This is a genomic window from Vibrio cholerae, from assembly GCF_008369605.1.
GTDB classification, from domain to species: Bacteria; Pseudomonadota; Gammaproteobacteria; order Enterobacterales; family Vibrionaceae; genus Vibrio; species Vibrio cholerae.
Genome location: NZ_CP043554.1, coordinates 1661560 through 1685075 on the forward strand (window position 1 = coordinate 1661560; position 23516 = coordinate 1685075).

At 47.1% G+C, this 23516-nt stretch carries 21 protein-coding genes; 5 read left to right on the forward strand and 16 right to left on the reverse strand.

Annotated features, from left to right (window positions below; all coding sequences use genetic code 11):
• Positions 1-215: 215 nt before the first annotated feature.
• A complete protein-coding gene (locus tag F0316_RS07690; RefSeq protein WP_000621906.1) occupies positions 216-1853 on the forward strand; it encodes a glucan biosynthesis protein G in 1638 nt (545 codons plus the stop codon).
• A gap of 72 nt (positions 1854-1925) precedes the next feature.
• Positions 1926-4037 (forward strand): glucans biosynthesis glucosyltransferase MdoH, encoded by a 2112-nt coding sequence (gene mdoH, locus F0316_RS07695; protein WP_002023035.1) that lies wholly within the window; start codon positions 1926-1928, stop codon positions 4035-4037.
• Between the two features lie 146 nt (positions 4038-4183).
• Here the strand turns inward: mdoH and F0316_RS07700 are convergent, their stop codons facing one another.
• From F0316_RS07700 to F0316_RS07725, 6 genes are all read right to left on the reverse strand, one after another.
• Positions 4184-5206: a LacI family DNA-binding transcriptional regulator gene (locus tag F0316_RS07700; protein ID WP_000101062.1), complete on the reverse strand. Its 1023-nt coding sequence runs from the start codon at positions 5204-5206 to the stop codon at positions 4184-4186.
• 100 nt (positions 5207-5306) lie between these two features.
• A complete protein-coding gene (gene chbG / locus F0316_RS07705) occupies positions 5307-6065 on the reverse strand; it encodes a chitin disaccharide deacetylase (protein WP_000864268.1) in 759 nt (252 codons plus the stop codon).
• 22 nt (positions 6066-6087) lie between these two features.
• Entirely contained in the window at positions 6088-7410 is a 1323-nt protein-coding gene (locus F0316_RS07710) for a 6-phospho-beta-glucosidase (protein ID WP_084981695.1), read from the reverse strand.
• Positions 7392-7727 carry a PTS lactose/cellobiose transporter subunit IIA gene (locus tag F0316_RS07715; protein WP_000434480.1) on the reverse strand — a complete coding sequence of 112 codons (336 nt, stop codon included), beginning with the start codon at positions 7725-7727 and terminating at the stop codon, positions 7392-7394. The genes F0316_RS07710 and F0316_RS07715 overlap by 19 nt, the downstream gene beginning before the upstream one ends.
• A 46-nt stretch (positions 7728-7773) precedes the next feature.
• Entirely contained in the window at positions 7774-9105 is a 1332-nt protein-coding gene (locus F0316_RS07720; protein ID WP_060779496.1) for a PTS sugar transporter subunit IIC, read from the reverse strand.
• 87 nt (positions 9106-9192) lie between these two features.
• Complete coding sequence (locus F0316_RS07725; RefSeq protein WP_000722179.1) at positions 9193-9498, reverse strand: PTS sugar transporter subunit IIB; 306 nt, start codon at positions 9496-9498, stop codon at positions 9193-9195.
• A 242-nt stretch (positions 9499-9740) separates the two neighbouring features.
• Here F0316_RS07725 and cod point away from each other — a divergent pair, with 242 nt between their 5' ends.
• On the forward strand, positions 9741-11036 hold the full coding sequence (cod, locus tag F0316_RS07730; RefSeq protein ID WP_001881046.1) for a chitin oligosaccharide deacetylase: 1296 nt from the start codon (positions 9741-9743) through the stop codon (positions 11034-11036).
• A gap of 165 nt (positions 11037-11201) precedes the next feature.
• Here cod and F0316_RS07735 read toward each other — a convergent pair whose 3' ends face one another.
• Positions 11202-12806, reverse strand: coding sequence for a BCCT family transporter (locus F0316_RS07735; RefSeq protein WP_000159494.1), 1605 nt, complete (start codon positions 12804-12806; stop codon positions 11202-11204).
• Between the two features lie 374 nt (positions 12807-13180).
• Here F0316_RS07735 and F0316_RS07740 point away from each other — a divergent pair, with 374 nt between their 5' ends.
• Positions 13181-13660, forward strand: coding sequence for a MarR family winged helix-turn-helix transcriptional regulator (locus F0316_RS07740; RefSeq protein ID WP_000410818.1), 480 nt, complete (start codon positions 13181-13183; stop codon positions 13658-13660).
• Position 13661: 1 nt separating this feature from the next.
• Here F0316_RS07740 and F0316_RS07745 read toward each other — a convergent pair whose 3' ends face one another.
• The 6 genes from F0316_RS07745 to F0316_RS07775 all read right to left on the reverse strand — a co-directional run bounded on the left by F0316_RS07745 (position 13662) and on the right by F0316_RS07775 (position 19550).
• The gene (locus tag F0316_RS07745; protein WP_033930894.1) at positions 13662-14300 is read right to left on the reverse strand and encodes a response regulator transcription factor; all 639 of its coding nucleotides are present in this window, start codon (positions 14298-14300) and stop codon (positions 13662-13664) included.
• Positions 14293-15648, reverse strand: a complete 1356-nt coding sequence (locus F0316_RS07750) for a cache domain-containing protein (RefSeq protein WP_149560375.1) — start codon at positions 15646-15648, stop codon at positions 14293-14295. Before F0316_RS07750 ends, F0316_RS07745 begins: the two co-directional genes overlap by 8 nt.
• Before the next feature lie 106 nt (positions 15649-15754).
• On the reverse strand, positions 15755-17038 hold the full coding sequence (locus F0316_RS07760; RefSeq protein WP_000579495.1) for a TRAP transporter large permease: 1284 nt from the start codon (positions 17036-17038) through the stop codon (positions 15755-15757).
• A gap of 9 nt (positions 17039-17047) precedes the next feature.
• The gene (locus F0316_RS07765) at positions 17048-17581 is read right to left on the reverse strand and encodes a TRAP transporter small permease subunit (RefSeq protein ID WP_001257145.1); all 534 of its coding nucleotides are present in this window, start codon (positions 17579-17581) and stop codon (positions 17048-17050) included.
• 101 nt (positions 17582-17682) lie between these two features.
• Positions 17683-18777 (reverse strand): TRAP transporter substrate-binding protein, encoded by a 1095-nt coding sequence (locus F0316_RS07770; RefSeq protein ID WP_001995160.1) that lies wholly within the window; start codon positions 18775-18777, stop codon positions 17683-17685.
• 386 nt (positions 18778-19163) lie between these two features.
• Positions 19164-19550 carry a hypothetical protein gene (locus F0316_RS07775; protein ID WP_172625989.1) on the reverse strand — a complete coding sequence of 129 codons (387 nt, stop codon included), beginning with the start codon at positions 19548-19550 and terminating at the stop codon, positions 19164-19166.
• A gap of 172 nt (positions 19551-19722) precedes the next feature.
• Here F0316_RS07775 and F0316_RS07780 point away from each other — a divergent pair, with 172 nt between their 5' ends.
• Positions 19723-20397, forward strand: coding sequence for a DUF2982 domain-containing protein (locus F0316_RS07780; protein WP_172625990.1), 675 nt, complete (start codon positions 19723-19725; stop codon positions 20395-20397).
• Here the strand turns inward: F0316_RS07780 and F0316_RS07785 are convergent.
• From F0316_RS07785 to F0316_RS07795, 3 genes are all read right to left on the reverse strand, one after another.
• Positions 20391-21047, reverse strand: a complete 657-nt coding sequence (locus F0316_RS07785; protein WP_000058362.1) for an MBL fold metallo-hydrolase — start codon at positions 21045-21047, stop codon at positions 20391-20393. The two genes, F0316_RS07780 and F0316_RS07785, sit on opposite strands and share 7 nt — an antisense overlap.
• 63 nt (positions 21048-21110) lie before the next feature.
• Complete coding sequence (locus F0316_RS07790; protein WP_001195150.1) at positions 21111-21659, reverse strand: DUF882 domain-containing protein; 549 nt, start codon at positions 21657-21659, stop codon at positions 21111-21113.
• A 145-nt stretch (positions 21660-21804) separates the two neighbouring features.
• Positions 21805-23376 carry a L,D-transpeptidase family protein gene (locus F0316_RS07795; protein WP_172625991.1) on the reverse strand — a complete coding sequence of 524 codons (1572 nt, stop codon included), beginning with the start codon at positions 23374-23376 and terminating at the stop codon, positions 21805-21807.
• Positions 23377-23516 lie beyond the last annotated feature (140 nt).

Consider the following 23516-nt stretch of genomic DNA (forward strand, 5'->3'; position numbering starts at 1 on the left):
CCAAAATCACATATAACTAAAGGATATAAGCTTATGAATAGAAAATATCTGATAAAGACAGTTCTCAACAACATATGTTGTGCATTTTTTTACAGTTCTGCTATCTTTCGCGCTTAATGAGACCTGCAATTTCCTGCGATACCGTCCGGTCAGCAAAATTGCAGTAAACTCTTAAGCTATCTTCGTATTTCACTTTGTTATCGGTTCATTTCTATATGATTCGTGTGTCCAGCGCCGTGCAACGTCATGCGCAAAAACTGATTGTACTTTTTTCCCTGCTGTTTGGGGCTTCTTTGCTGATGTCTGATAATGGTTTTGCTACAGACATTAAAAATACTAATGCCTCTTCTCCAGTGAATTCAGAGTCTACTAAGCCAACAAAAGCTGGCGAAGTTAAAAATGTGGTTCGCTTTGCCAAAACGGGATCGTTTGATAACGACACCGTTGTTCGCCTAGCTCGCCAACTGGCGAAAAAGCCTTATGTTGCCTTAAAAGATCCGCTACCAGAGAGTTTGGCCAATATCAGTTATGATGAGTACCGCGATATTCGTTTTAAACCCGACAGTGCAGTGTGGAAAGCAGATGGCCTACCATATCAAATGCAACTATTCCATCGCGGTTTCTTCTTCCAAGATCTGATTGAAATTGCACTTGTTGAAGGCAACCAAGCCACTCACCTAAGTTACGACCCCAATATGTTCACCGCTGGCGAAGTTCTACAACAGAACCTGCCGACTGAAGATATTGGTTATAGTGGTCTTCGTGTGCATTACCCTCTCAACAGCCCATCCTATTTTGATGAACTGTTTGTATTCCAAGGAGCAAGCTACTTCCGTGCTCTGGGTAAAGGCAATGCCTATGGCTTGTCTGCGCGTGGCTTGGCCATCAAAACTGCCGATCCAGCGGGTGAAGAGTTCCCTATTTTCCGTGCCTTCTGGGTGGAAAAACCAAACTACGACACCAACTTGATTGTGGTCCATGCCCTGCTGGATAGCCCAAGCGTGTCTGGTGCGTATCGTTTCTCTATTCGTCCAGGAGAAAATACTCGTATGGACGTTGAGGCGGTACTCTTCCCACGCGTGGAGTTAAGCAAAGTTGGTCTAGCTCCGGCAACCAGTATGTTCATGCATTCGCCAAATGGCCGTGAGAAGACTGATGATTTCCGTCCTTCTGTGCATGATTCTGATGGTTTATTGATGATCAACGGACGTGGTGAACGTTTGTGGCGTCCATTGGCTAACCCTAGCACACTGCAAGTGAGCGCCTTTATGGACAACTCACCGCAAGGCTTTGGTTTGATGCAGCGTGAGCGCGATTACGCCAACTACCAAGATTTGGAAGCCCATTACGAAAAACGTCCAAGTCTGTGGGTTGAACCGGTCGGTAACTGGGGTCCTGGTGCTGTCGTGTTGACAGAAATTCCAACTCAATCAGAAATTCACGACAACATTGTCGCCTTCTGGAAGCCAGCACAACCTCTTGCAGCAGGCAGTGAATATCGTTTCTCTTATCACCTCAACTGGGGTGCGCAACCAGAAGCGAATCCACAAGCGATCACTGTAAGCCGTACTGCGAGTGGACGTGCCGATATTGCCAAACCAACGCCAAAACGTTTGTTCGTGATTGATTACCAAGTCCAAGGTGCCAAGCCTGCACAGATGCCAGAACCGAAAGTGCGCAGCAATGCTGGGGTAATCAGTAACGTTGTACTGCGTGATAACCCTGCCAATAATGGCTATCGCCTCTCATTTGAATTTGATCCAGGCGAAGTGACGCTGGCTGAATTACGTGCAGAGCTCACTTTGCAAGAAGCGCGTCCTGTAGAAACTTGGTTGTATCGTTGGACCCTGTAGTAAGTACTCGGATTTTTTATGACAAACCCAATGGTTGAACAAGGAGCCTCCCAGTTAATGGGAGGCTCTGCCATGCCACCAGAACAACACGGCGAAATGCCGGAACAAAATCTTAAACGACTGAGTGAAGGTTTTCCGCGTGACGCTATTCAAACGGATGGGGTCAAATCCTGCTCGTGGCGACGTGTGTTTGTGGTTGGTTTTGCTTTACTCATTTCTGCTTTTGCCATCTTTGAAATGCGCGGCGTATTTTTGGTCGGTGGACTAACGCCTATCGAATATGCGGTACTGGTTCTCTTTGCTATCAACTTCTGCTGGATTGCCTTAGCCTTCTCAAGCTCGATTGCTGGATTTTTTGTTCTCGCGAGTCGTAAACACGCCCCCAATACAGAGCAACCCCTAACGACACGTACCGCAATTTTGATGCCGACTTACAACGAGGCACCCGATCGCGTCTTTGCCGCAGTAGAAACCATGGCTTTGGCTCTAGCGAAAACTGAACACGGACATGCCTTCGATTGGTTTATTCTCAGTGACACCACCGATCCTGAAGTGGCGTTATCTGAAGAGCAAGCCTTCTGGTTGCTGCGTCAACAAACCGCAGGCAAAGCTAACGTCTATTACCGCCGCCGTCGTAAAAATATTGCGCGCAAAGCGGGTAATATTGCCGATTTCTGCCGTCGTTGGGGCTCGGGGTACGACCACTTATTAGTATTGGATGCCGATAGTGTGATGCAGCCAAGTACTATGATTTCATTGGCTCAACGGATGCAAAGTGACCCAGATGCTGGATTGATTCAAACCATTCCGGCGCTGATCAATGGCACGACTCTCATGGCTCGTGTGCAGCAGTTTGCCGCTCGCATCTATGGTCCAGTGGTCGGTACTGGTCTGGCTTGGTGGGTACAAAAGGAAGGTAACTTCTGGGGTCACAACGCGATTATTCGTACGGAAGCCTTTATGAGTGCCGCTGGCCTACCGCATTTATCTGGTAGACCGCCTTTTGGTGGACATATCCTCAGTCACGATTTCGTAGAAGCCGCTTTAATTCGTCGCGCAGGTTGGAGTGTTACCATCGCCGCGGATCTGAGTGGCTCTTTTGAAGAGTGCCCTCCTTCGATTATCGATTTAGCCGTGCGCGATCGCCGTTGGTGTCAAGGCAACCTGCAACACAGCCGCATCATAGGCACCAAAGGTCTGCACTGGATCAGTCGTTTGCACCTGACTACGGGCATTATGTCCTATCTCTCTTCGCCATTTTGGCTGCTGTTGATTTTGTCGGGTTTGTTACTGGCACTGCAAGCGCACTTTATTCGTCCTGAGTATTTTACCGAGCAGTTTTCACTGTTCCCGACTTGGCCGGTCATGGACTCCGCACGCGCATTGCAACTGTTTTACATCACCATGGGTATTCTATTTAGCCCGAAAATTTTCGGATTACTGCTGCTGATGTTTGATGGTGAAATGTGTCGTACCTTAGGGGGACGACTGAGAGTCATACTCAGCGCGGTGACAGAGATCCTACTGTCTGCACTGGTCGCTCCCATCATGATGCTCATCCACTGTGGCGCGGTTGTGTCGATTTTGTTTGGACGTGATAGTGGTTGGGCTCCTCAACGACGTGATGACGGTAGTTTGCCAATCAAAGACTTGCTGTACCGCCACCGTTGGCATATGACAGCAGGAGTACTCCTTGGTTATGCCGCTATGCTCGACTCATGGACCCTACTGGCGTGGATGTCTCCAGCCTTAATCGGTTTGTGGTTCTCTGTACCACTCTCTGGGATCACGGCGTCATACACCATCGGAGCTTGGTTTAAACAAAAACGCATTCTTGCGACTCCAGAAGAAATTGAAACACCAGCGATTGTGCTTGCTGCGCAAGCTCGTCGTGACGAGTATGTGGTGGATCTTCAGGAAGTATGGAACGCACGCATGGTACTTGCTGATCACAACCTGATCGCTCTACATATTGCGATGATGGATAAACTGCCGTCGCGCCAACCTGGCACCGCGATTGAGCCTTTGGATGCGGTAGCACGCATTAAAGTACAGGAAGCGGAGAGTCAGGAAAGCCTACTGGCGCTACTGACCAAAGTCGAACTGAGTTATGTTCTGGGCAATCCCCTGCTGATCCAGCAGGTAGCCAAACTGCCGCCCAGCTTAGCGAACCAGACTGTCTAAACTGAAAGTGTCGTCTACACGATTGTGTTCGCGACACTTTTTTATCCGCTCTTACTTTTTATCCCCGCTGACTTTTTACTCCCCTATTACTTAACGCTTACAGCAGCGTTAGCGTTGGCTGTAAACTTCAAATCACTGAGGGTCGTTTATGAGTCTTGCCTTTCAGCTATTTTCGACAGTGGTTGATCGGCGTGACGCTTTTTTAAGATCGGGCGAAAGCTTTGCGGGCCGACTGTCGGTTGCTGTTTCACCATCGCAATCAATGACTGCACCGCCGCACGTGCCATTTCGCTGATCGGGAAATGTACCGCCGTCACCGTTGGATATAGACTCTCACACAAATCAACACTGTCAAAACTGACGATAGAAATCCGCCCCGGCACCGCAATACCTTGTTCATGTAAATACTGCAGCGCCCCAGTCGTCATCTCCTCACTACACGAGAAAACAGCCGTGATCTCGGGGTGGCGAGCGAATAGCTGCTGCATCGCAAAATAACCACTTTTGCGACCGTAATTGCCTTCTTCACACAGTGACTTGCTCGGGAGAATCCCCGCTTGAGCTAAGGCATCGAGATAGCCTTGCTGCCGTAGACGACTATTGTGTCTATGTAGCGGTCCGGTGATACAAGCAATTTTCCTGTGGCCTTGCTGAATGAGATGCTCCACCACTATCTGGCTTGCTCCACGATGGTCAAAAGTAATGCAGCGCTCTTCCAAACCTGCCACATAACGATCGAGAAGAACAAAGGGAGTCGGCTGCTGAGCTAATGCTCGCAAATCATCGTCTGATAAATACCGGCTGTGCAGAACATACCCATCGCAACGCAGATCGTGAAAGCGCTGTATCGCCTCTCTCTCTCCTTGTGCAGAGTGATGGCCTTGTGCTGTGATCAAAAACTTATGGTGCATATCCAACTCAGTTTGCACCTGTTCCATCATTTCACCAAAAAAGCCACCTGTGTAATACGTGACTAGAAGACCCATCATATTCGATGAGGAGGTCGCCAAAGAACGGGCTATTGCACTCGGCCGATAATTAAGTTGAGCCATTGCTTGCTCAACCTTACGCCGCGTTTCCTCTTTAAATTTCCCCTCACCATTGATGATCCTCGATACGGTAGAGCGGTTCACACCTGCAAGTTCAGCAACATCTTTAATTCTTGCCATATTAGAGCCTATAGGAAGTCAGAAACTTCAGAAAAACAAGGAACTGCGAGCTTGCACGACACTCCCTTACGGAAGTCTCCACTCGGCGAGACAGCTCCCATCATACACAGGAGTGCAGAGGAGCAGAAATCAAAGCCGAGTAATCCGTGATTTCGATATCATGCGCTACCAACAATTGTATTAATTGTGCGCTAGTTAGAATGCGCAACTCTTCTTCTCTTTGCTTGGCATAACCGCTGCACTTTTCGAGTAATGGATCCACGAACGCGGGATGGCACATAACCTCAACCAGATCGAAGCGTTCTTTTAGCTCAAGCAGATGTTTCATTAAAGGGTCGATGCCCAAACGTTGATCATAGAAAAAATCAGTGAAATGATAACGACAGCCGAACGCCTCCTCCCCTGCCATACCAATATCCCGCAGTGGAACATGGTATTTTTTAGCCACTTCATAAATGATCGGAGCCAATTGAGGATGAGTATGGGCGTGATGATGGCTATCAAGATGACTTAAAGTGAGTCCAAGCTTTAGAAAATGTTCAACCTGGGCGATAGCTTCATGGTATATCGCCTCAGGTTGATAGTCTCTACGCTGCCAAAAATCACGATAAGCGGTGAATACGCCATGTTCATCGGTTAAGTTTCTTTCTCCCGTTAAAGGGCGTCCTGCTGTAAACCTCAGATGAAGGCCAATTTTTAATTCGGGAAGCTGTTTTGCCAATTGAACTGCATGCTGCTCTGCAGGCATGCCCACCATTAAAGTGGTTGATTTTACGACCCCATCAAGGTGGGCCTTGACAATACCTTGGTTGACACCTTGAGTTAAACCAAAATCGTCCGCGTTAAAAATTACCTTCATTGAGAGATTCACCTTATTACCGTTACCATGTGGTGAGTTTAAATTGGGGTAGATAAACGGCATTTTCACGCAGAATATCATCCAAAATGGCTTTCGCCCGACCAATATCAGGCACCAATGGGTTATTCGTTAAAGCCATCAAAGCAAGGTGATAGTCACCGTGTACCGCAGCTTCTATCGCAAGCTGCTCATAGGCTTTCACTTGATGTAGCAATCCACTGATTTTTGGTGAAAGTTCTCCGACCGCAATCGGTTTTGCTCCCCAACTGCCCACCACCGCACTGCATTCAATCACAGCATCATGAGGTAATGAACTGATCGCTCCATGATTCTGCACATTAACCACATGAATACTATTGCGATTATTGTAGATGGCATCAACAAGATTTAACGAGGCATCCGAATAATAAGCACCGCCACGCGCTTCTAACTCTTTAGGCTTATGAGCCAGATTTGGATCTTGATAGAGCTCAAATAAGGCCTTTTCAGTGACCATTACTTGCTCAGCTCGCGTTCCTTTCTCTTGAGCACTTTTTTTCTCTTCTGCCAACATAGCATCCGTTTGGTAAAAGTAGCGGTGATAAGGGCAAGGAATCGCGCCTAACGCTTTTAAGAACTCAGGATCCCAAGGTTCTTCCCAGATATTTTTCATGCTGAAATTGGCGCCATCACCCACCTTTTCTAAAACGGTTTGAGTGATATTTTGACCATCCAACCAAGCTTGGTGCACCCAAACTAAATGGTTCAGCCCAGCGAACTCGAGCTGAAGGTCTTGAGGTTCACAGGCCATCATTTCAGCAATCATCATTTGCATAGAAACGGGAACATTACATAATCCTATGCTTTTGACTTTTGAGTATTTATTGACTGCTTCCGAGACCAAGCCCGCAGGATTGGTAAAGTTGAGCATCCAGGCATTGGGTGCTAGCTCTTCAATGTCTCGGCAAATATCCAGTATGACTGGGATCGTTCGAAGTGCTTTGGCAAAACCACCAGGCCCTGTGGTTTCTTGCCCAATCACATCATATTTCAGTGGAATTCGTTCATCATTCGCGCGAGCGGCAAGCCCCCCAACCCGAAACTGGGTCATAACGAAATCAGCGCCGGCAATCGCCTCTCGGCGATCAAAGCCCGCTTTAATTTCAATGTCAGCTCCAACTTTGTCGACCATTCTCTGCGCAAGATCTCGAATGATCTGTAATTTTTCCGCACCTGCTTCAATATCCACAAAGTGCAACTGCTTCACTGGCAGAAAATCCAATCTTTTGAGAACCCCTTCCACAAGCTCTGGGGTGTAACTACTGCCACCGCCGATGACTGCCAGCTTTAATGCATTTCGAGACATTTTGCTTCCTCACCCGCCAAGTGTTTGTGTAAAGCCACCATTTCAGTCGCCATTTCCTGTGCCAGAATTGTCGTCATTAAATGATCTTGAGCATGCACCATCACCAAGGTCATTGGTACTTTGCCTTCACCCTGATCGGCTTCAATCAATTGTGTTTGAATTAAATGAGCTCGGTTTAAGCACTCTTTAGCCTGACACAATTTCTCTTCTGCCTGCTCAAAAGATCGAGTACGCGCTAAACGTAATGCTTCATAACACAAGCTTCTCGCTTCACCCGCGTTGCAAATAATTTCCATCACGATAAGTTCTTGTTCCATTTCTCTCTCCCGAAGCTAAGGCTGCCCACCGGCAGCCTTAAACGGCTTATGCCGTGACACCTTGTCCACTTGGTTGCGCTGCTTTGACTTTACTTTCCACAGGTTGCTCTTGTTCAACCACTTGCTTCTCAAACATTTTGAAGAAAGGTAAGTAAATGAGCAGATCAAGGATGAGTAAACCCACGACCAGCAACACAGGCGTAAACGTCCAACCACTACCCCATGACGCACCGATAATGGCCGGTGTTGTCCATGGCGTGGTTGCCACTCCCATACCGACAAAGCCCAACTGAATCGCAAAATAAGCAATGGTGGCATTGATTACGGGAGCGAAAACGAAAGGCAGGAATAAAATCGGGTTCATCACCACTGGACTACCAAAAATCACAGGTTCGTTAATTTGGAAGAATCCTGGTACCGCACTCATACGACCGATGCTTTTTAAATGAGCTGAGCGGCTGAAGGACATCAAAATCACTAACGCTAAGGTTGCACCTGAACCACCGATAAAGATGTAAAAATCCCAGAATGGCTGTGTGAAGATATTCGGGACGGGCTGCCCAGTAACAAACGCATCAATGTTAGCACTGATATTGGTTAAGAAGATGGGAGATAGCAGACCGACCACAATCGCAGCCCCATGAATGCCCGCAAACCATAACAATTGACACACCAGCAGCGCGCCGATAATCGCTGGCAGTGTGTTTGACGCACTGATCAACGGTTTGAACATCGCCATCACTGCATCAGGGATCAACATGCCATATTCGGATTGTACAAAAAGGCTCAGCGGATAAAGCGTCAAGAAAATCGCCAAGACAGGCAACAAAACTTCGAATGAGCGAGCAATCGCAGGTGGAACTTGCTCTGGCATACGAATGGTAATGTTATGCTTTTTCATAAAGCGATACAGTTCGACGGCAAAAAAAGCACACATAACTGCCGTGAAAATCCCTGTGCCGCCCATATGCGCCATCGATAGACTGTCTTCTTTGGCGGGCGCCGCGACCAACAAAAAGCTCATCAGTGACAGAACTGCACTCGTGATACCGTCCATTTTGTAAGCTTTCGCTAAGCTGTATGCCACACCCAACGAGACAAATATGGTCATAATGCCCATCGACATATTGAACGGCATCATGATGATATCGAAATGCGTCGTAGCGAAGTTTAACCACACGCGACCAAAAACATTGGTGGTATCTTCAGCAAAAGGAGGGAATGCAAAAATTAAAATAAAACTACCCACAATAATAAATGGCATTGCCACAATAAAACCATCACGCATGGCACGTACATGGGGCTGATTCCCCACTTTTGCTGCAATGGGGGCTATATGCTTTTCTACGATTCCAATTATCGCATCATAAAGCTTCATAGGATTCACCTTATATTTAAGATAAAGAGTTCCCTATCCTCATTTAATTAATGAGGATTGAGTGAAAATATTGTCCGAAAAACAGATTTAGTTAATTAAATCTAAAGCTTGCTGAAGAACCTCGTCACCTTTCATCATGCCGTAAGCTTGAGGAGAGATAGCTGCAATGTTTTTGCCATATTCATCGGCCGTTTTGCGTAGCTCTTCCAACTGAAAACGGACTTGAGGCCCTAATAAGCAGACATCATATTCTTGGATGGCCTCTTCAAATGCATTCACTGATAACGCATCAATTTTGCACTCAATTCCTTTACTTTCAGCAGCTTGCTGCATTTTCTTCACTAACATACTGGTAGACATACCAGCACTACAGCAGAGTAGGATCTTTTTCATGCTCTACACTTCCCTTGTTTAAATATCGACCTAAAAACTGTAGCAAAATAAATCCGCATTAAAAAGCGCAACCGGTTGCGTTATTCGTGAACAAAATCCCATTTCGGATAGTTAGCGCTATTTTTATCGATACACTTCTGGATAGGATAATGAGAAGAAATATATAAGCCTACCTGAAGGACTTGTTATTTCTATCAATATAAACACTAACAACGTCACTCTTAAATTTCTGATTTAAAATAATGGATACTAAGATGAAATTAAAAAAATTGGCTCTATTTACCGCGATATCGTTAGCCATTTCCGGTCATTCTTTTGCAAACAGTACCCCTAAGGGCACGATTTATTTAACTTTTGATGATGGCCCGGTCAATGCTTCAGTAGAAGTCATTAAGGTTCTAAACCAAGGCGGGGTAAAAGCCACTTTTTATTTTAACGCTTGGCACTTGGATGGTATCGGTGATGAAAATGAAGATCGTGCTCTAGAGGCTCTAAAGTTAGCTCTAGATTCAGGTCATATTGTCGGCAACCACAGCTACGATCATATGATTCATAACTGTGTGGAAGAGTTTGGCCCCACCAGTGGCGCAGATTGTAATGCAACCGGTAACCATCAAATCCACTCGTATCAAGATCCCGTTCGTGATGCGGCCAGTTTTGAGCAAAACTTGATCACATTAGAAAAATACCTGCCTACTATTCGTAGCTATCCAAACTACAAGGGATATGAGTTGGCTCGCCTACCCTATACCAACGGTTGGCGTGTCACAAAGCACTTCCAAGCTGATGGTTTATGCGCGACATCCGACAATTTAAAACCTTGGGAGCCGGGTTATGTGTGCGATCCAGCTAACCCATCAAACAGTGTGAAAGCCTCGATTCAAGTGCAGAATATTCTTGCTAATCAAGGCTATCAAACTCACGGATGGGATGTGGATTGGGCTCCCGAAAACTGGGGTATTCCTATGCCTGCCAACAGCTTAACCGAAGCCGTTCCCTTTTTGGCCTATGTGGATAAAGCCTTAAATAGTTGCTCACCAACCACTATCGAACCAATTAACTCGAAAACACAAGAGTTCCCTTGTGGCACCCCACTGCACGCCGATAAAGTGATTGTGCTCACCCATGATTTCTTATTTGAAGATGGCAAACGCGGTATGGGAGCGACACAAAACTTACCTAAACTTGCCGAGTTTATCCGGATTGCCAAAGAAGCAGGTTATGTCTTCGATACGATGGATAATTACACTCCTCGTTGGAGCGTAGGTAAAACGTATCAAGCGGGAGAATATGTTCTGTACCAAGGTGTGGTGTATAAAGCGGTCATTAGTCACACTGCGCAACAGGATTGGGCTCCATCATCCACGTCAAGCCTTTGGACCAACGCCGATCCTGCGACAAACTGGACACTCAATGTCTCCTATGAGCAAGGCGACATCGTCAATTACAAAGGTAAACGTTATTTAGTCAGTGTCCCACATGTTTCACAACAAGACTGGACACCAGACACTCAGAACACCTTATTCACAGCTTTATAAAAAGCTGCTCCTATAGCCAACCTACAGATTCAAGTAGGGATGGTATCTCTATCGTCAGATAGTTTGCGCGGAGAGCTCTCCGCGCTTTTTTTTGAACATTTTGGCTAGGAAATGATTGATGCGGATTTTAGTTTGCGCCGCCCTTTTGACAACGCATACCGCGTATTAAGATTGGTGGAGACGCTTGCTGGAAGCCATGAACTCAGGTTCGGTTTTTAACCCTTTCCATAAGCTGACACACATCAGTAGCAAGATCACCGTAAATGGCAAAGCTGTAGAGATAACGCCCGCTTGCAGCGCTTGTACCGCTTCCGTGCCTCCAATCCATAGCAGTGCAACCGCGACTGCGCCTTCGAGTACTGCCCAAAATACACGCTGCAATACTGGTGAATCTAATTTGCCGCCTGAGGTAATACTGTCAATGACCAGTGAACCCGAATCTGACGACGTAATAAAAAACACCAAAACCAACACCACGGCAATCACGGATAGCACCTTACCGAAAACCAGCGAATCAAACATCTGGAACATGGCTAGCGAAACATCGGTTAAGCCATTTTGACCTAACACGCCGATTTCATTAATCACTTGATCCACGGCCAGACCACCAAATACCGACATCCACACCAGTGTCACTAACGTTGGGATCAGCAAGACCGCCACAATGAATTCACGAATGGTACGTCCTTTAGAAACACGTGCGATGAACATGCCCACGAACGGTGACCATGAAATCCACCATGCCCAGTAAAAGACCGTCCAACCTTGGAACCACACTTCATCTTCACGACCATGAGGATTACTCAGCGGGATTAGGTTTTGTAGGTAAGCCATTAAAGTCGTCGGAATCGAAGTCAATGTGACGCTATAACCAATCACAGCCACCAGTGCGAGCAATAAAAACGCGACAATCATATTGATGTTAGAGATGACTTTCACCCCGCCATCAATACCTCGAACCACAGACAATGTGGCTAAACCTGTCACCACACAGATCACCGCAATTTGTAGCCCGATGCCCGATTCAAAACCAAATACATGGTGGATACCAGAAGCCGCTTGCTGCGCCCCAAGACCGAGAGACGTTGCCAGACCAAACAGTGTGGCTAATACCGCAAGAATATCGACCACATGCCCTGCCCAACCCCAAGCGCGATCACCCAGTAACGGATAAAAAACCGAGCGCATTGAAAGTGGCAAGCCTTTGTTGTAGCAGAAAAAAGCCAATGATAGAGCAACAACACCATAAATGGCCCACGGGTGAAGTCCCCAGTGGAACATGGTTGCTCCCATCGCCAGTTGCGCAGCTTGAGGAGTGTTGGCTTCTACGCCCAGTGGTGTTTCATACCAGCCCGTATAATAGGCCACAGGTTCTGCGACACTCCAGAACATCAAACCAATCCCCATCCCTGCAGCAAACAACATCGCTAACCAAGATAGAAAAGAGTGATCCGCTTTCGCGGCCTGTCCACCTAACCGAATTTTGCCAAACGGTGAAATGACCAATCCGACACAAAACAGTAGGAATAAGTTACCCGACCAGATAAACAACCAGTCGAAGCTCGCAATAATGCTCTGCTTTACGGTATCAAGCCCAATCTTAGCTTGGTGGGCATCCACGAGTACGGTCAGTAGTAAAAATGCAGCAATCAAACCTGCACTGATCCCAAACACGGGATTGTGTACATCAAACCCCCATTTCTGCACATTATCTTGGCCTACGGTGTAGTCCGTATTATCGATACTGTACTTATCAATTTCTTTTGTCATGTATCCTCTCTGAGTCATTTAAATCGAGCTCAACAACAATGACAACAAAGCATTTTCGGTTTTTTAATCACAAATTGCTTTGTACTCATTGTTAATTCCATTCATTAAAAGCACGATTATTTTACATGGATCACAGAAAAGATCCAGTTTTCAGGCCATTTAAGTCAGTTAAAGATAGAAAACCCTTTGTTCATGTCAAAAAATAATATCAGAAATTAGCGAAATTTAATTCTTATTCAAAGCATCCATATAGAATGCAAAATTCAAAAAATGTCGCAATAACGCTATGGGTTACTGTTAGCTCAACACTTTAAAAATCCAGGTAAGTAAGGTATGGTTCGCGACAGATTCAGCACAAACTGGGTGAACCCTCTGTGGAAAAACACGAAGAAGTATTAGTCGCACTGCGCCAGATCATCCGCGCCATTGACCTACACTCCAAAAAACTTAATAAGGACGCCGGGCTCACCGGCCCCCAATTGATTTTGATGCGTTCAATTCATGACTTAGGTGAACAGGTCACCATCCGTGAGCTCGCGGTGCATACCAATATGAGCCAAGGCACGGCTACCACGATTTTGGATCGACTGGAGCGTAACGGCTATGTACAGCGCGTGCGCAGTAACAGTGATAAACGCAAAGTTCATGCTCACTTAACCGATGAGGGGCGTAAGCTGCTCGCACAAGCACCACAGCCTTTACAAGAGAGCTTTGTTGAGCAATTCCATCAATTACAAGATTGGGAACAGAGCTTACTGCTCTCTTCTGTACAACGCATCTCTGCCATGATGAACGCGCAAGATATGGATGCCGCGCCGATGCTGACGATTGGTAGCATCACGCAGCCAGAATAGTTCACTCCAGTAAACCATGTTGTAGCGCGTACTGAGCTAACTCTGCCGTGGAGTGGATGTCGAGCTTATGCTTAATATTTTGCCTATGGGTTTCGACTGTGCGATAACTGATATTCAGCAAGGTCGCGATTTTCTTACTGCTGCAACCTTGTGCAACCATACGTAAAATTGCCTCTTCACGACGGCTCAGCGGGTTTGGCTTATTCGCCACAGGTAAAATCTCTTGGCTAAACAGTGTCGAGGTGGTGGATTCGCAGAAGTACGTCGCGCCTTGATTAACTGTTTTGATCGCTTGCACCATTTTCAGTGCTGAGATTTCTTTGAGCATGTATCCCATTGCGCCGGCTTGCATCACTTGCATAATGTACTCGCGGTTATCATGCATGGTCAGCATCAATACTTTGGTGTGAGGAACTTCTTCTTTGATCAAGCGGGTGGCTTCAATACCGTTCATGATCGGCATACTCACATCCATCAGCACCACATCCGGTTGGTGAAGTTTGACCAATTCTAAAGCTTCCAATCCATTACTCGCCGTGGCGACGACCTCGATTTCCGGCTCTTGCTCTAAACGCGCAATAAAACCATCCAACACCACCTGATGATCATCCACCATCACCACTCTGATTGGTTTATCCATAAACACTTCCATCCAACTTCAGTAAAACCGTAATTTCGGTGCCCAATTGTGGCTCGCTGCTTAATTCAAATTCCCCACCAATAAACTCCACACGTTCGCGCATGTTACGTAAACCAATCCCGCGTTTTTGCAGCGCTTCTTTGCTGGAAAATCCTACCCCATCATCACGCACCATAAGCTGCAACATATCACCCATTTGCTGCAGTAACACCGTGACTTTCTCGGCTTTGGCGTGTTTTTCAATATTATTGAGTGACTCTTGCACCACTCGATACAGCGTGGTGGCCACTTCCGATTTTAGCTTGCCCGGTTGGGTATCAAACAACATCTCGATCTCCATTTGTGAATGCAGTTTGAAATCCTCAAGCAGCGTCGTGAGTGCCGCTTGTAAACCGAGATCATCCAGCGCACTGGGGCGCAAATGGTGTGAAATTCGCCGAACTTCATTAATTGCAGTCATCAACGAGTGCTGGGATTTTTCCAGATGCACGATCTGTTTAGGGTCGTTCAGTTGGTTGGCCAGTAACTCAAGATGACACTTGCTAGATACTAATAACTGATTAATTCCGTCATGCAGTTCGCGGGCGAGATGCTTCTTTTCATCTTCCTGAAACAACACGGTTTTGTGTACCAAATCTTTGAGATTCTTATCCGCCAAACGGTGTTCATGCAGGTTGATGGCTAAGGTCAACACAATGATCACCGCTACAGTGACTATCAAAATCACCACGACTGAAAAAAAGGTGGTGTCAATATTTGCGTTCACTGCCGCTTGCATCTTCTCGACTTCATGACTGAGATCTTCAATGTACAAGCCAGTGCCGATCATCCATTCCCAGTCGTCAAGCCAAGCCGAATAGCTGAGTTTAGGGACCGTCTCTCCACTTGAGGGTTTGCGCCACAAATATTGGTGATACCCACCACCCGATTGAGCTTGGAAAAGAAGCGCTTGGATGAGAAAGTCACCGCGTTCATCTTGCAACTGCCATAAGTTTTTCCCTACCAGCTCAGGCTGGATCGGATGCACCAAGTTCGTGCCCTGAGCATCATAAGCGAAAAAATAGCCATCAGATCCATAACGAATATTGGTTAATACTGCTTTGACCTGCTGTTTGGCTTCCGCTTCACTTAAGTTGGGATTACTGGCAATCAACCTCACCGCATCAAACGCCACCTCGACGCTGTCTTTGAGTGAGGTTTCGCGCTCTTCCATCAGCTTAGCTCGGAAGATCTCAATTTCACGCTGGCCTAAGGTTTTAGCCTGATGGATCGAAATCCAACTGATGCTTGCTGTGGAAATTAAGAGAGGCAGTAAAGCCAGCAAAATCAATTTGGCTTTGAGAGGCATTCCATTTCCCCATAAAAAAACTGCTTTCCGACCCTTCGAAAAGCAGTTTCACTCTAACAACTTGTTGTTGTGGATTGAATTTCGATACGCTCACTCTTGAGTCGGATCACATTCCATAAAAGCTTGGGAATACCATCAACGAAATCAACACCAAAATCTGGATCAGGATAAAGGGCACCACGCCGCGATAGATGTCCATGGTGGTGACCGACTTTGGCGCAACCCCTTTCAGATAGAACAAACTAAACCCGAACGGCGGAGTTAAGAACGACGTTTGCAAGTTCATCGCAATTAAGATAGCAAACCACGTCATATCCACATCCATCAGCACGGCGACTGGAGCCAAAATCGGTACGATGATGAAACAGATTTCTACGAAGTCGATAAAGAAACCCAGAATTAAGATCACCAACATAGTGACAATCAAGAAGCCCCATTTATCTCCGGGCAGATTCATCATCCACTCTTCGACCAGCTCATCACCACCAGTATAAGTAAACGCCATCGAGAACGCGGTCGCGCCGAGCAAAATAGCAAATACCATGGCGGTCACTTTGACGGTTTCTTTAGAGGCATCATAGACCATTGACCAACTGAATTGACCATACGCCAATGCCAGTAAAATCGCGCCCGCACCACCAAGTGCTGCGGACTCTGTGGGCGTCGCCACACCAGCGAAAATCGAGCCCAGAACCACCACAATCAGCGCCAACGGCGGGATAACCGCTTTCAGTGCTTTCACCACTTCTTGACGACGTGATAAATCGGCATCAGGTTCAATAGGCATCGCCGCTTGCGGATTCAGCTTGGCGTAAATCAGGATGTAGATGATATACGCCGCCACCAGCATCAAACCCGGCCAGAGTGCGGCTTGGAACAGATCGCCAACCGGAACCCCAAGCACATCCCCCAATAGAATCAATACGATAGAAGGCGGGATGATTTGTCCAAGGGTCCCCGAAGCACAGATGGTGCCACACGCCAACCCTTTGTCGTAACGGTATTTGAGCATCACAGGCAGTGAGATTAGTCCCATCGCCACAACCGATGCCCCCACTACCCCTGTCGAAGCGGCGAGTAAAGTGCCCACCAATACGGTAGAAATCGCCACACCACCGTGAATGCCACCAAATAAGCGCCCCATCGACTCTAATAGCTGCTCCGCCAGCTTGGTTTTTTGTAGCACCAAACCCATAAACACAAACAGCGGCACCGCCATTAACACGGTGTTTTCCATGATCGATTGAATGCGGTAAGGCATGAACGCAAACATCTCTATGCCTTCAGCCCACACGCCAAAAATCAGCGCAATGCCACCAAAAGTAAAAGCGACGGGGAAACCCAGTAGTAGCGCAAACAGGGCAACGAAAAACATCACAATACCAATCATACGTTTCCCTTACTTAGTTTGGTCTGCGTGCATCAGACGTGGGTTAAACACTTTATTGAGCGAGTGGATGATCAAGCCGACGCCACTTATCGCCATGAAAGTGAAAGAGACTGGGATCATCGCCTTGATAATCCAACGATATGGCAAACCACCCGGGTCACCGGACGTTTCACCCAGCGCGTAGCTTTCTTTGGCAAAGTCGATCCCGAAATAGACCACCAACAAGCAAAACGGCAACAGGAAAAACAGAGTGCCAAGAATGTCGATCACCGCCTGTGCTTTCATCGATAAACGTTCATAGAACAGATCGACTCGTACATGGCCGCCCGCTTTAATGGCGTAAGGAATACCAAGTAAAAAAACCGTGGCAAACAGATGCCACTCTAATTCTTGAAAGGCGATAGAAACATCGTTAAAGGCATAGCGCATCACAACGTCATACACGACGTTGGCCACCAACAGAATAAACAGAATACTGGAGAGCCACCCCAGTAGATCGCTAAGACGGTTAAATAACCGCTCAACATAAATCAGACTTCTCATTACACACTCCCTGTCTAATCAAATTGCTCCGTGTCACGAATGTGCACGGAGCTTATCGTTATGTGCTTTTCTTGGGCTTCCTGCACACGCAGTTCAGCTTATCATTGTGATTCGCTATTGAGGTAGGCTCGCAGTGAAATATCTGTCCAACTACGTGTTTGTTTTAGATAGTTGGCTTGCGATTCTTGGATCTCTTTAGCCAGTGGATCTTCTGCTGCGTGTTTCGCCAGTAGTCGGTCGTTAACCTCACGGAGGGCTTTAATCACAGGCGCTGGGAAGGTCTTCACTTTCACATCTGGGAACTCTTGGGTAATCGAAACCCAGTTTTTGCCACTTTCATGAACTGATTGAACATACATGTCGTAAGCGGCTGTGCGCATCGCAACACGTAAGATTTCACGCAGATCTTCAGGCAATTTATCCCACGTCTTTTGGTTGACTAAGAATTGCAGCTCAGTTGCTGGCTCATGCCAACCGGTGTAGTAATAAGGCGCAATCTTGTGGAAACCCATACGTAGGTCAAGTGACGGTCCTACCCACTCTAGCGCATCAATGGTGCGACGCTCGAGCGAGGTGTATAGCTCTCCCGGAGCAATGTTGGTGGGTTTGGCACCGAGCTCCGCTAACACTTCTCCGGCAAAACCGGGAATGCGCATTTTCAGCCCTTGCAGATCTTCAACGCTGTTGATCTCTTTTTGGAACCAGCCGCCCATCTGCACGTCGGTGTTACCACCGGGGAATGAGAGCATATTGTGTGGAGAGTAAACCTTCTCCATCAGTTCCATACCACCACCGTGGTAGAACCATGCGTATTGCTCGCCCGTCGTCATACCAAAAGGCATAGAGGTAAAATACAAAGTGTTCGGAACTTTGCCTTTCCAGTAATAAGACGCGGAGTGTCCCATGTCGTATTGGCCCGATTTCACCATATCAAATACACCCAGTGGCGCTTTATGTTTGTTGGCAGAATCAATGCGAATTTGTAAACGGCCATTGGACATTTTCTCCGCCATTGCCGCCATATTCTTTGTGGTGTCGCCGAAGATTGGGAAGTTAGGTCCCCATGTCTCAGCCAGTGTTAAACGGTAAACTTTCTCTTCTGCAAAAGCGGAAGTTGTGAACAGCGCAACACCCGCTGCAATAAGCAGCACGCTTCGCTTCATAACTCGTGATACAGATTGATGAATCAGACTCATGGTTTGACGTCCTTGGTTATCCATACCTGCGCACCCTGCAACAGGCTCGTCAACAATGTGGTCGATATTCGTAAGACAAGAAATCGGCGAGACCACGCAGCAAAGTAACACCCCAACCGCACGACTTAGCCATTCGTCTTAAGTATTACTACGTAGGACAGAAAACAAAACCTATTGAAAAACAAAATGATAAAGAAAGATTAATGAATATATGATAGGGAAATACGTAGTCATTTCTACGTGAGAGGATTTTAAAGAAAAGAGTAAAAAATGTGACAAAGGCATAGCTATCACTTGCAAGACGATAACAGCTCAAGTGAACTAGGAGCCAGTAGATACCTTGGTCAGCAGTAGTAAAGCTCCGATAACGGAGCTTTACTTAGAACTTACACCGCCAGAGTGTAAGTCACTTTATTGCCGACTTGGTTTTTCTCAACCAGCTTTTCATCGAGCAGTTTTTTTAGCGCGCCCGCGGCCCATGCAGAAGCTTTCGCTTCCTCTTGGCCTGCAAGCAAACCAATCGCTTTGGGGTTAATCCCCTCAACTGCACCACGCACAATCTCGAGGACTTGCTGCTGTTTTGGCGTCAGTTGACAAGTCACCGTTGGCGTTGCCGCTTGCTCAGATTGGTGTGCCGAAAGGGCCTTTGAGTGCACGGATTGCGCAGGTTGCTGCACAGAGGTGCTCGATTTTACCGTGGCAAGGTTAGCAACGATCGCTTTAATGCGTTTTTGCAGCTTAGCCTGCACTTTACGCTTATGAGCTAGTCTCATCGGGTCGGTCTCCATTTCACTGCCCAAAGGCAGTCATAAAATTTTGAAGCGCGCTTTATAGCAAATTACGTTCGACGTTTGTAGGGATGAGGTCAAGTTCTCGGCGACAAATGATCTTTAGCCCGCTTAGATGACTATAATTTGGGCGACACGGCCAAAGAGTGAGAAGGGCATGCCCACTTTGCAACTTTACAATCATCAGATCCATTTCACGCCTTTCGTGATAAAGGGACTGTTAGCCTTGGCTGGCCTTATCACTTTAGTAGTGATTGGCATCGCCGAATCCCTTTTGCAAGCCGTGGTCGGAATACTCGCGCTCATGGCTTGGGCAGGCATTGCCTACTGGTTGATGTTAAAAGGACAAGTGGCTTACACATTAACGGCAACCCATCTCCAGCAGCATTTTTATCAAGGCGGTTGGGTGGTGAAATGGAATAATATCAGCCAGATTGGTGTTTGCAGTTACGAGCGGGAAGGCTGGCATCAACCTCTACCTTGGGTTGGCATTCGTCTTAAACATTACGCGCCCTACCTCAACAGTATTTGCCCTCGCTTATCGACCCAACTGTTGCTCAGTCAACGCGCCTTACTCTATCTCGGTGCTCAACAAAAAGCGCGGCATCATCAATTTGAAGATCTGGTATTGGATTCCACACCCTATGTGGACGCCGAGGGTAAACAATACACCGGACTGCAAGCCATGCTGGCCAATCGAATGCAGTATCAACGTGACTTCTTTGGTTACGATATTTTTATTTCAGAGCAGGACTTAGATCGCAGTGCGGAAGAGTTTGTCGGATTGGCTCGGCGCTATCTTGCCGCTGCCGAGCCAGGGCATCTTCAGTAGAGCGGCATTTCGTCCGCGACAAATGGGTTGCTGGCACGTTCACGGCCAAAGGTAGATTGGGGGCCATGACCGGGGATGAAAGTGACATCGCTGCCAAGCGGCCAGAGTTTATTTTTGATAGACGCAATCAGAGTATTGAAATCCCCTTGTGGGAAATCCGTACGGCCAATACTGCCGTTAAACAGCACATCACCCACAAACGCCAAACGTGCCGCTTCACTAAACAGCACAACATGACCTGGTGTATGTCCGGGAGTATGGATAACTTGCAGAGTTTGCTGACCAAAGTGGATCACATCACCATCATCGAGCCACTCATCAGGTTCAAAGGCTTCCGTAAGCGGAAAGCCAAACATTTTGCTTTGCCCTTCGAGCCCTTGTAGCCAGAAATTATCCGCTTTGTGCGGCCCGACAACCCGAGTTCCACCGAGAGCTTGCGCCAGTGACTGCGTACCACCAACGTGATCAAGGTGACCATGAGTCAGTACCAGTTGGGTTACTTTTACGCCTAGCTCCGCGATCAACATCGCGAGCTGTTTCACATCACCACCCGGATCCACCACTATGCCTTCCATGGTTTCATCACACCACACGATAGAGCAGTTCTGAGCAAAGGCCGTAACAGGCACCACCTGATATTGTAAAGACATAAACCTATCCTGTCTGATTCTTAACTGGCAGGCACTATGTCATTAACGCCCGCCTTTGACAAGTTAGGCACCGACCCATTGGCGTACAGGGCCGGTATCAATGTGGATAAATTGGCTTTTCGGATAGTAACCAACACCGCCCGCTTGCAAACTGATCGCCGCTTCACGGATTTTCTTTAGCGACACACCATCCAAACGGAAATCGATGGCTTGCCCAGACATGTGGTAACTTTTCTTCGCCACGCCTTTTGATTTACTGCGTAGCTGCTTGTTGGTCGCGGGAGAGCGGTAACCAGAGACAATATGCACCTCGGCTTGAGTGCCAAGTAGCAATTGGATTTGGCACAGTTGATCAAACAGCAACTTATCCATGGCATGCACTTCGTCACGACGAAAATCACGGCATAAATGATTCAGCCGTTTCAATTCAGAACGAACGTAATTTTTGCCATTAAAATAGCGCGTTTCAATGCTTTCGCCTGTATGTAAGTTGCTTAATGCCAATTCTCTTGGCTTGGCGGCATAACTCGCGAACGCGATGCTGGGCGTACAGGCGGCTAAAATTAATCCGCCCGCAGTCAGTTTTAAGAAATCTCGACGTGTTGTTTGCACTTTAATTACCTACCGAACTGGGCTCTATCGATACGGAAAGTACCGGACTCTGGGTTCGATATCAAATGCATAAAACGTGCTAACTATCACTGATTCTAGAGAGAATCTCGCTTATTCCTTGAGCAGAAAGGAAAAATATCTGCTGTCAAATTTTAGTCAAATTTGGAGACGCGTCACCATTGCCGAGAGCTAAAGCATCATAGTGATAAATATCATCACGATAATGTAGCACACCTTCTTCATACCACACGGTCTGATAGATGATGTGGACTGGAATGCGCTTTTTGAGCGCAATCGCTTGGGTGCTCACTGGAAAATCGTCGAGCGTAATGCCCTGATTAGCGAGCAAGGTTTGCGCAAACTTTTCAGCGTTTTCTACCCGAATACAGCCAGAACTGAACGCCCGAGACGCGTTATTAAATAGATGCTTGCTCGGCGTATCATGCAGATAGATAGCGCGTGAATTGGGCGTATTAAACTTATAGGTCCCAAGCGCATTTTGCACGCCAGCCTGTTGGCGCAGACGGTATGGGAAGGTTTCCGGTTCAACGGTTTCCCAATCAATCAGCGCAGGGTCAATCACTTCTGGATCGCTCCAACCACGAATGATTTCCATATGATGATTGGCGAGATACTCACTATCACGTTTCACCATGGGTAGGATGTCTTCCACCATGATTTTATGCGGCACATTCCAAGTTGGATTGATGATCAGTGAATCGAGTTTGGTATTCATCACCGGTGTCTGTCTGGTGGTTTTGCCTACCACCACCTTGGCTTCAAAGACTTCGCGGCCGGCATCCCAATACTTCATATCAAAACCGGGCACATTGACCACAATCATGCTGTCTTGCTGGGTTGGCCATAAGCGGATCCGCTCTGCATTAAGCGCTAATAAGGCAAGGCGCTCAGTTACGGATGTGTTCAACCATTTCATGGTTTGTGGGCCAATCACGCCATCAGGCTGCAAGCCATGCATCTTCTGAAACTGCTTGATCGGTTTTTCAAGCGAGGCGTCGTAATAGGCCACATTATTCAAGATGGATGTGGTATCCAGATTCACCAGAGCTAAACGCTGCACTAAAGCTTCACGGTGGCTTAATGGGTCACCCGGACGCTTAAGCCGCTCCATCTGCTCGTATAGTGCCACCTCATTAAACTCAATGCTCGAGAGTGATTGATACGCCTGCAGCAGTTGTTGATAAGCAGGGTCTTGTGGGGTGTATTCATCCATTAAGCGAGCGAGCGACAGGTTACCGATCGCCATATGCAAAGCCAGTTGCGCCTCTTCACTCGGCGGAGCAAGAGGTTGATCAAGTTGACCTTCAAAAAACCAAGCAATACCGACTTTTGGTGCCTGCTCAGCATAGCTGAGGTATTGCAGTAAAGTGTCGGTCGCTAACACATCATACTCATGCCATCTATCTTGCTGACGATAGCTTTTGAGCGCGAAAAGTTGTCGGCTAAACAAAGGGCTGAAACTCGCACGGTGAATCACCTCAAGCTGAGCTTCAAAATGGTTCGCCGTGGCAAGATCGCTCCACAGTAACTGATCATTATTACTGTGATAAATTTGCTCAACCAAAGCCGGGTTGGTGATCTGTTCATTGACCGGCGAAGTGCTATCAATCCACCCCAATTCAACAAAACGCTGGGTGGCAGAACACGGAATAACAAAGAATAACAATGCGATAGCGGCAACGACTCGGCTTTTCATCAAAACGCCCTACTGGCTGAAGATGCACTAAGTATGGCAAAACTCAGCCGCAAAATTAAGCTATTGATAGGACTATTTTCACTCGTGTCTCATCTTTATCGTCGGTCGTTCTATTCCCAAATGAATGAGCGTTGCAGGAT

Coding starts and splice junctions, on each gene's coding strand:
- F0316_RS07690 (WP_000621906.1), top strand. CDS start 216: ATGATTCGTGTGTCCAGCGCCGTGCAACGTCATGCGCAAAAACTGATT.
- mdoH (WP_002023035.1), top strand. CDS start 1,926: ATGCCACCAGAACAACACGGCGAAATGCCGGAACAAAATCTTAAACGA.
- F0316_RS07700 (WP_000101062.1), bottom strand. CDS start 5,206: ATGGCAAGAATTAAAGATGTTGCTGAACTTGCAGGTGTGAACCGCTCT.
- chbG (WP_000864268.1), bottom strand. CDS start 6,065: ATGAAGGTAATTTTTAACGCGGACGATTTTGGTTTAACTCAAGGTGTC.
- F0316_RS07710 (WP_084981695.1), bottom strand. CDS start 7,410: ATGTCTCGAAATGCATTAAAGCTGGCAGTCATCGGCGGTGGCAGTAGT.
- F0316_RS07715 (WP_000434480.1), bottom strand. CDS start 7,727: ATGGAACAAGAACTTATCGTGATGGAAATTATTTGCAACGCGGGTGAA.
- F0316_RS07720 (WP_060779496.1), bottom strand. CDS start 9,105: ATGAAGCTTTATGATGCGATAATTGGAATCGTAGAAAAGCATATAGCC.
- F0316_RS07725 (WP_000722179.1), bottom strand. CDS start 9,498: ATGAAAAAGATCCTACTCTGCTGTAGTGCTGGTATGTCTACCAGTATG.
- cod (WP_001881046.1), top strand. CDS start 9,741: ATGGATACTAAGATGAAATTAAAAAAATTGGCTCTATTTACCGCGATA.
- F0316_RS07735 (WP_000159494.1), bottom strand. CDS start 12,806: ATGACAAAAGAAATTGATAAGTACAGTATCGATAATACGGACTACACC.
- F0316_RS07745 (WP_033930894.1), bottom strand. CDS start 14,300: ATGGATAAACCAATCAGAGTGGTGATGGTGGATGATCATCAGGTGGTG.
- F0316_RS07750 (WP_149560375.1), bottom strand. CDS start 15,648: ATGCCTCTCAAAGCCAAATTGATTTTGCTGGCTTTACTGCCTCTCTTA.
- F0316_RS07760 (WP_000579495.1), bottom strand. CDS start 17,038: ATGATTGGTATTGTGATGTTTTTCGTTGCCCTGTTTGCGCTACTACTG.
- F0316_RS07765 (WP_001257145.1), bottom strand. CDS start 17,581: ATGAGAAGTCTGATTTATGTTGAGCGGTTATTTAACCGTCTTAGCGAT.
- F0316_RS07770 (WP_001995160.1), bottom strand. CDS start 18,777: ATGAGTCTGATTCATCAATCTGTATCACGAGTTATGAAGCGAAGCGTG.
- F0316_RS07775 (WP_172625989.1), bottom strand. CDS start 19,550: ATGAGACTAGCTCATAAGCGTAAAGTGCAGGCTAAGCTGCAAAAACGC.
- F0316_RS07780 (WP_172625990.1), top strand. CDS start 19,723: ATGCCCACTTTGCAACTTTACAATCATCAGATCCATTTCACGCCTTTC.
- F0316_RS07785 (WP_000058362.1), bottom strand. CDS start 21,047: ATGTCTTTACAATATCAGGTGGTGCCTGTTACGGCCTTTGCTCAGAAC.
- F0316_RS07795 (WP_172625991.1), bottom strand. CDS start 23,376: ATGAAAAGCCGAGTCGTTGCCGCTATCGCATTGTTATTCTTTGTTATT.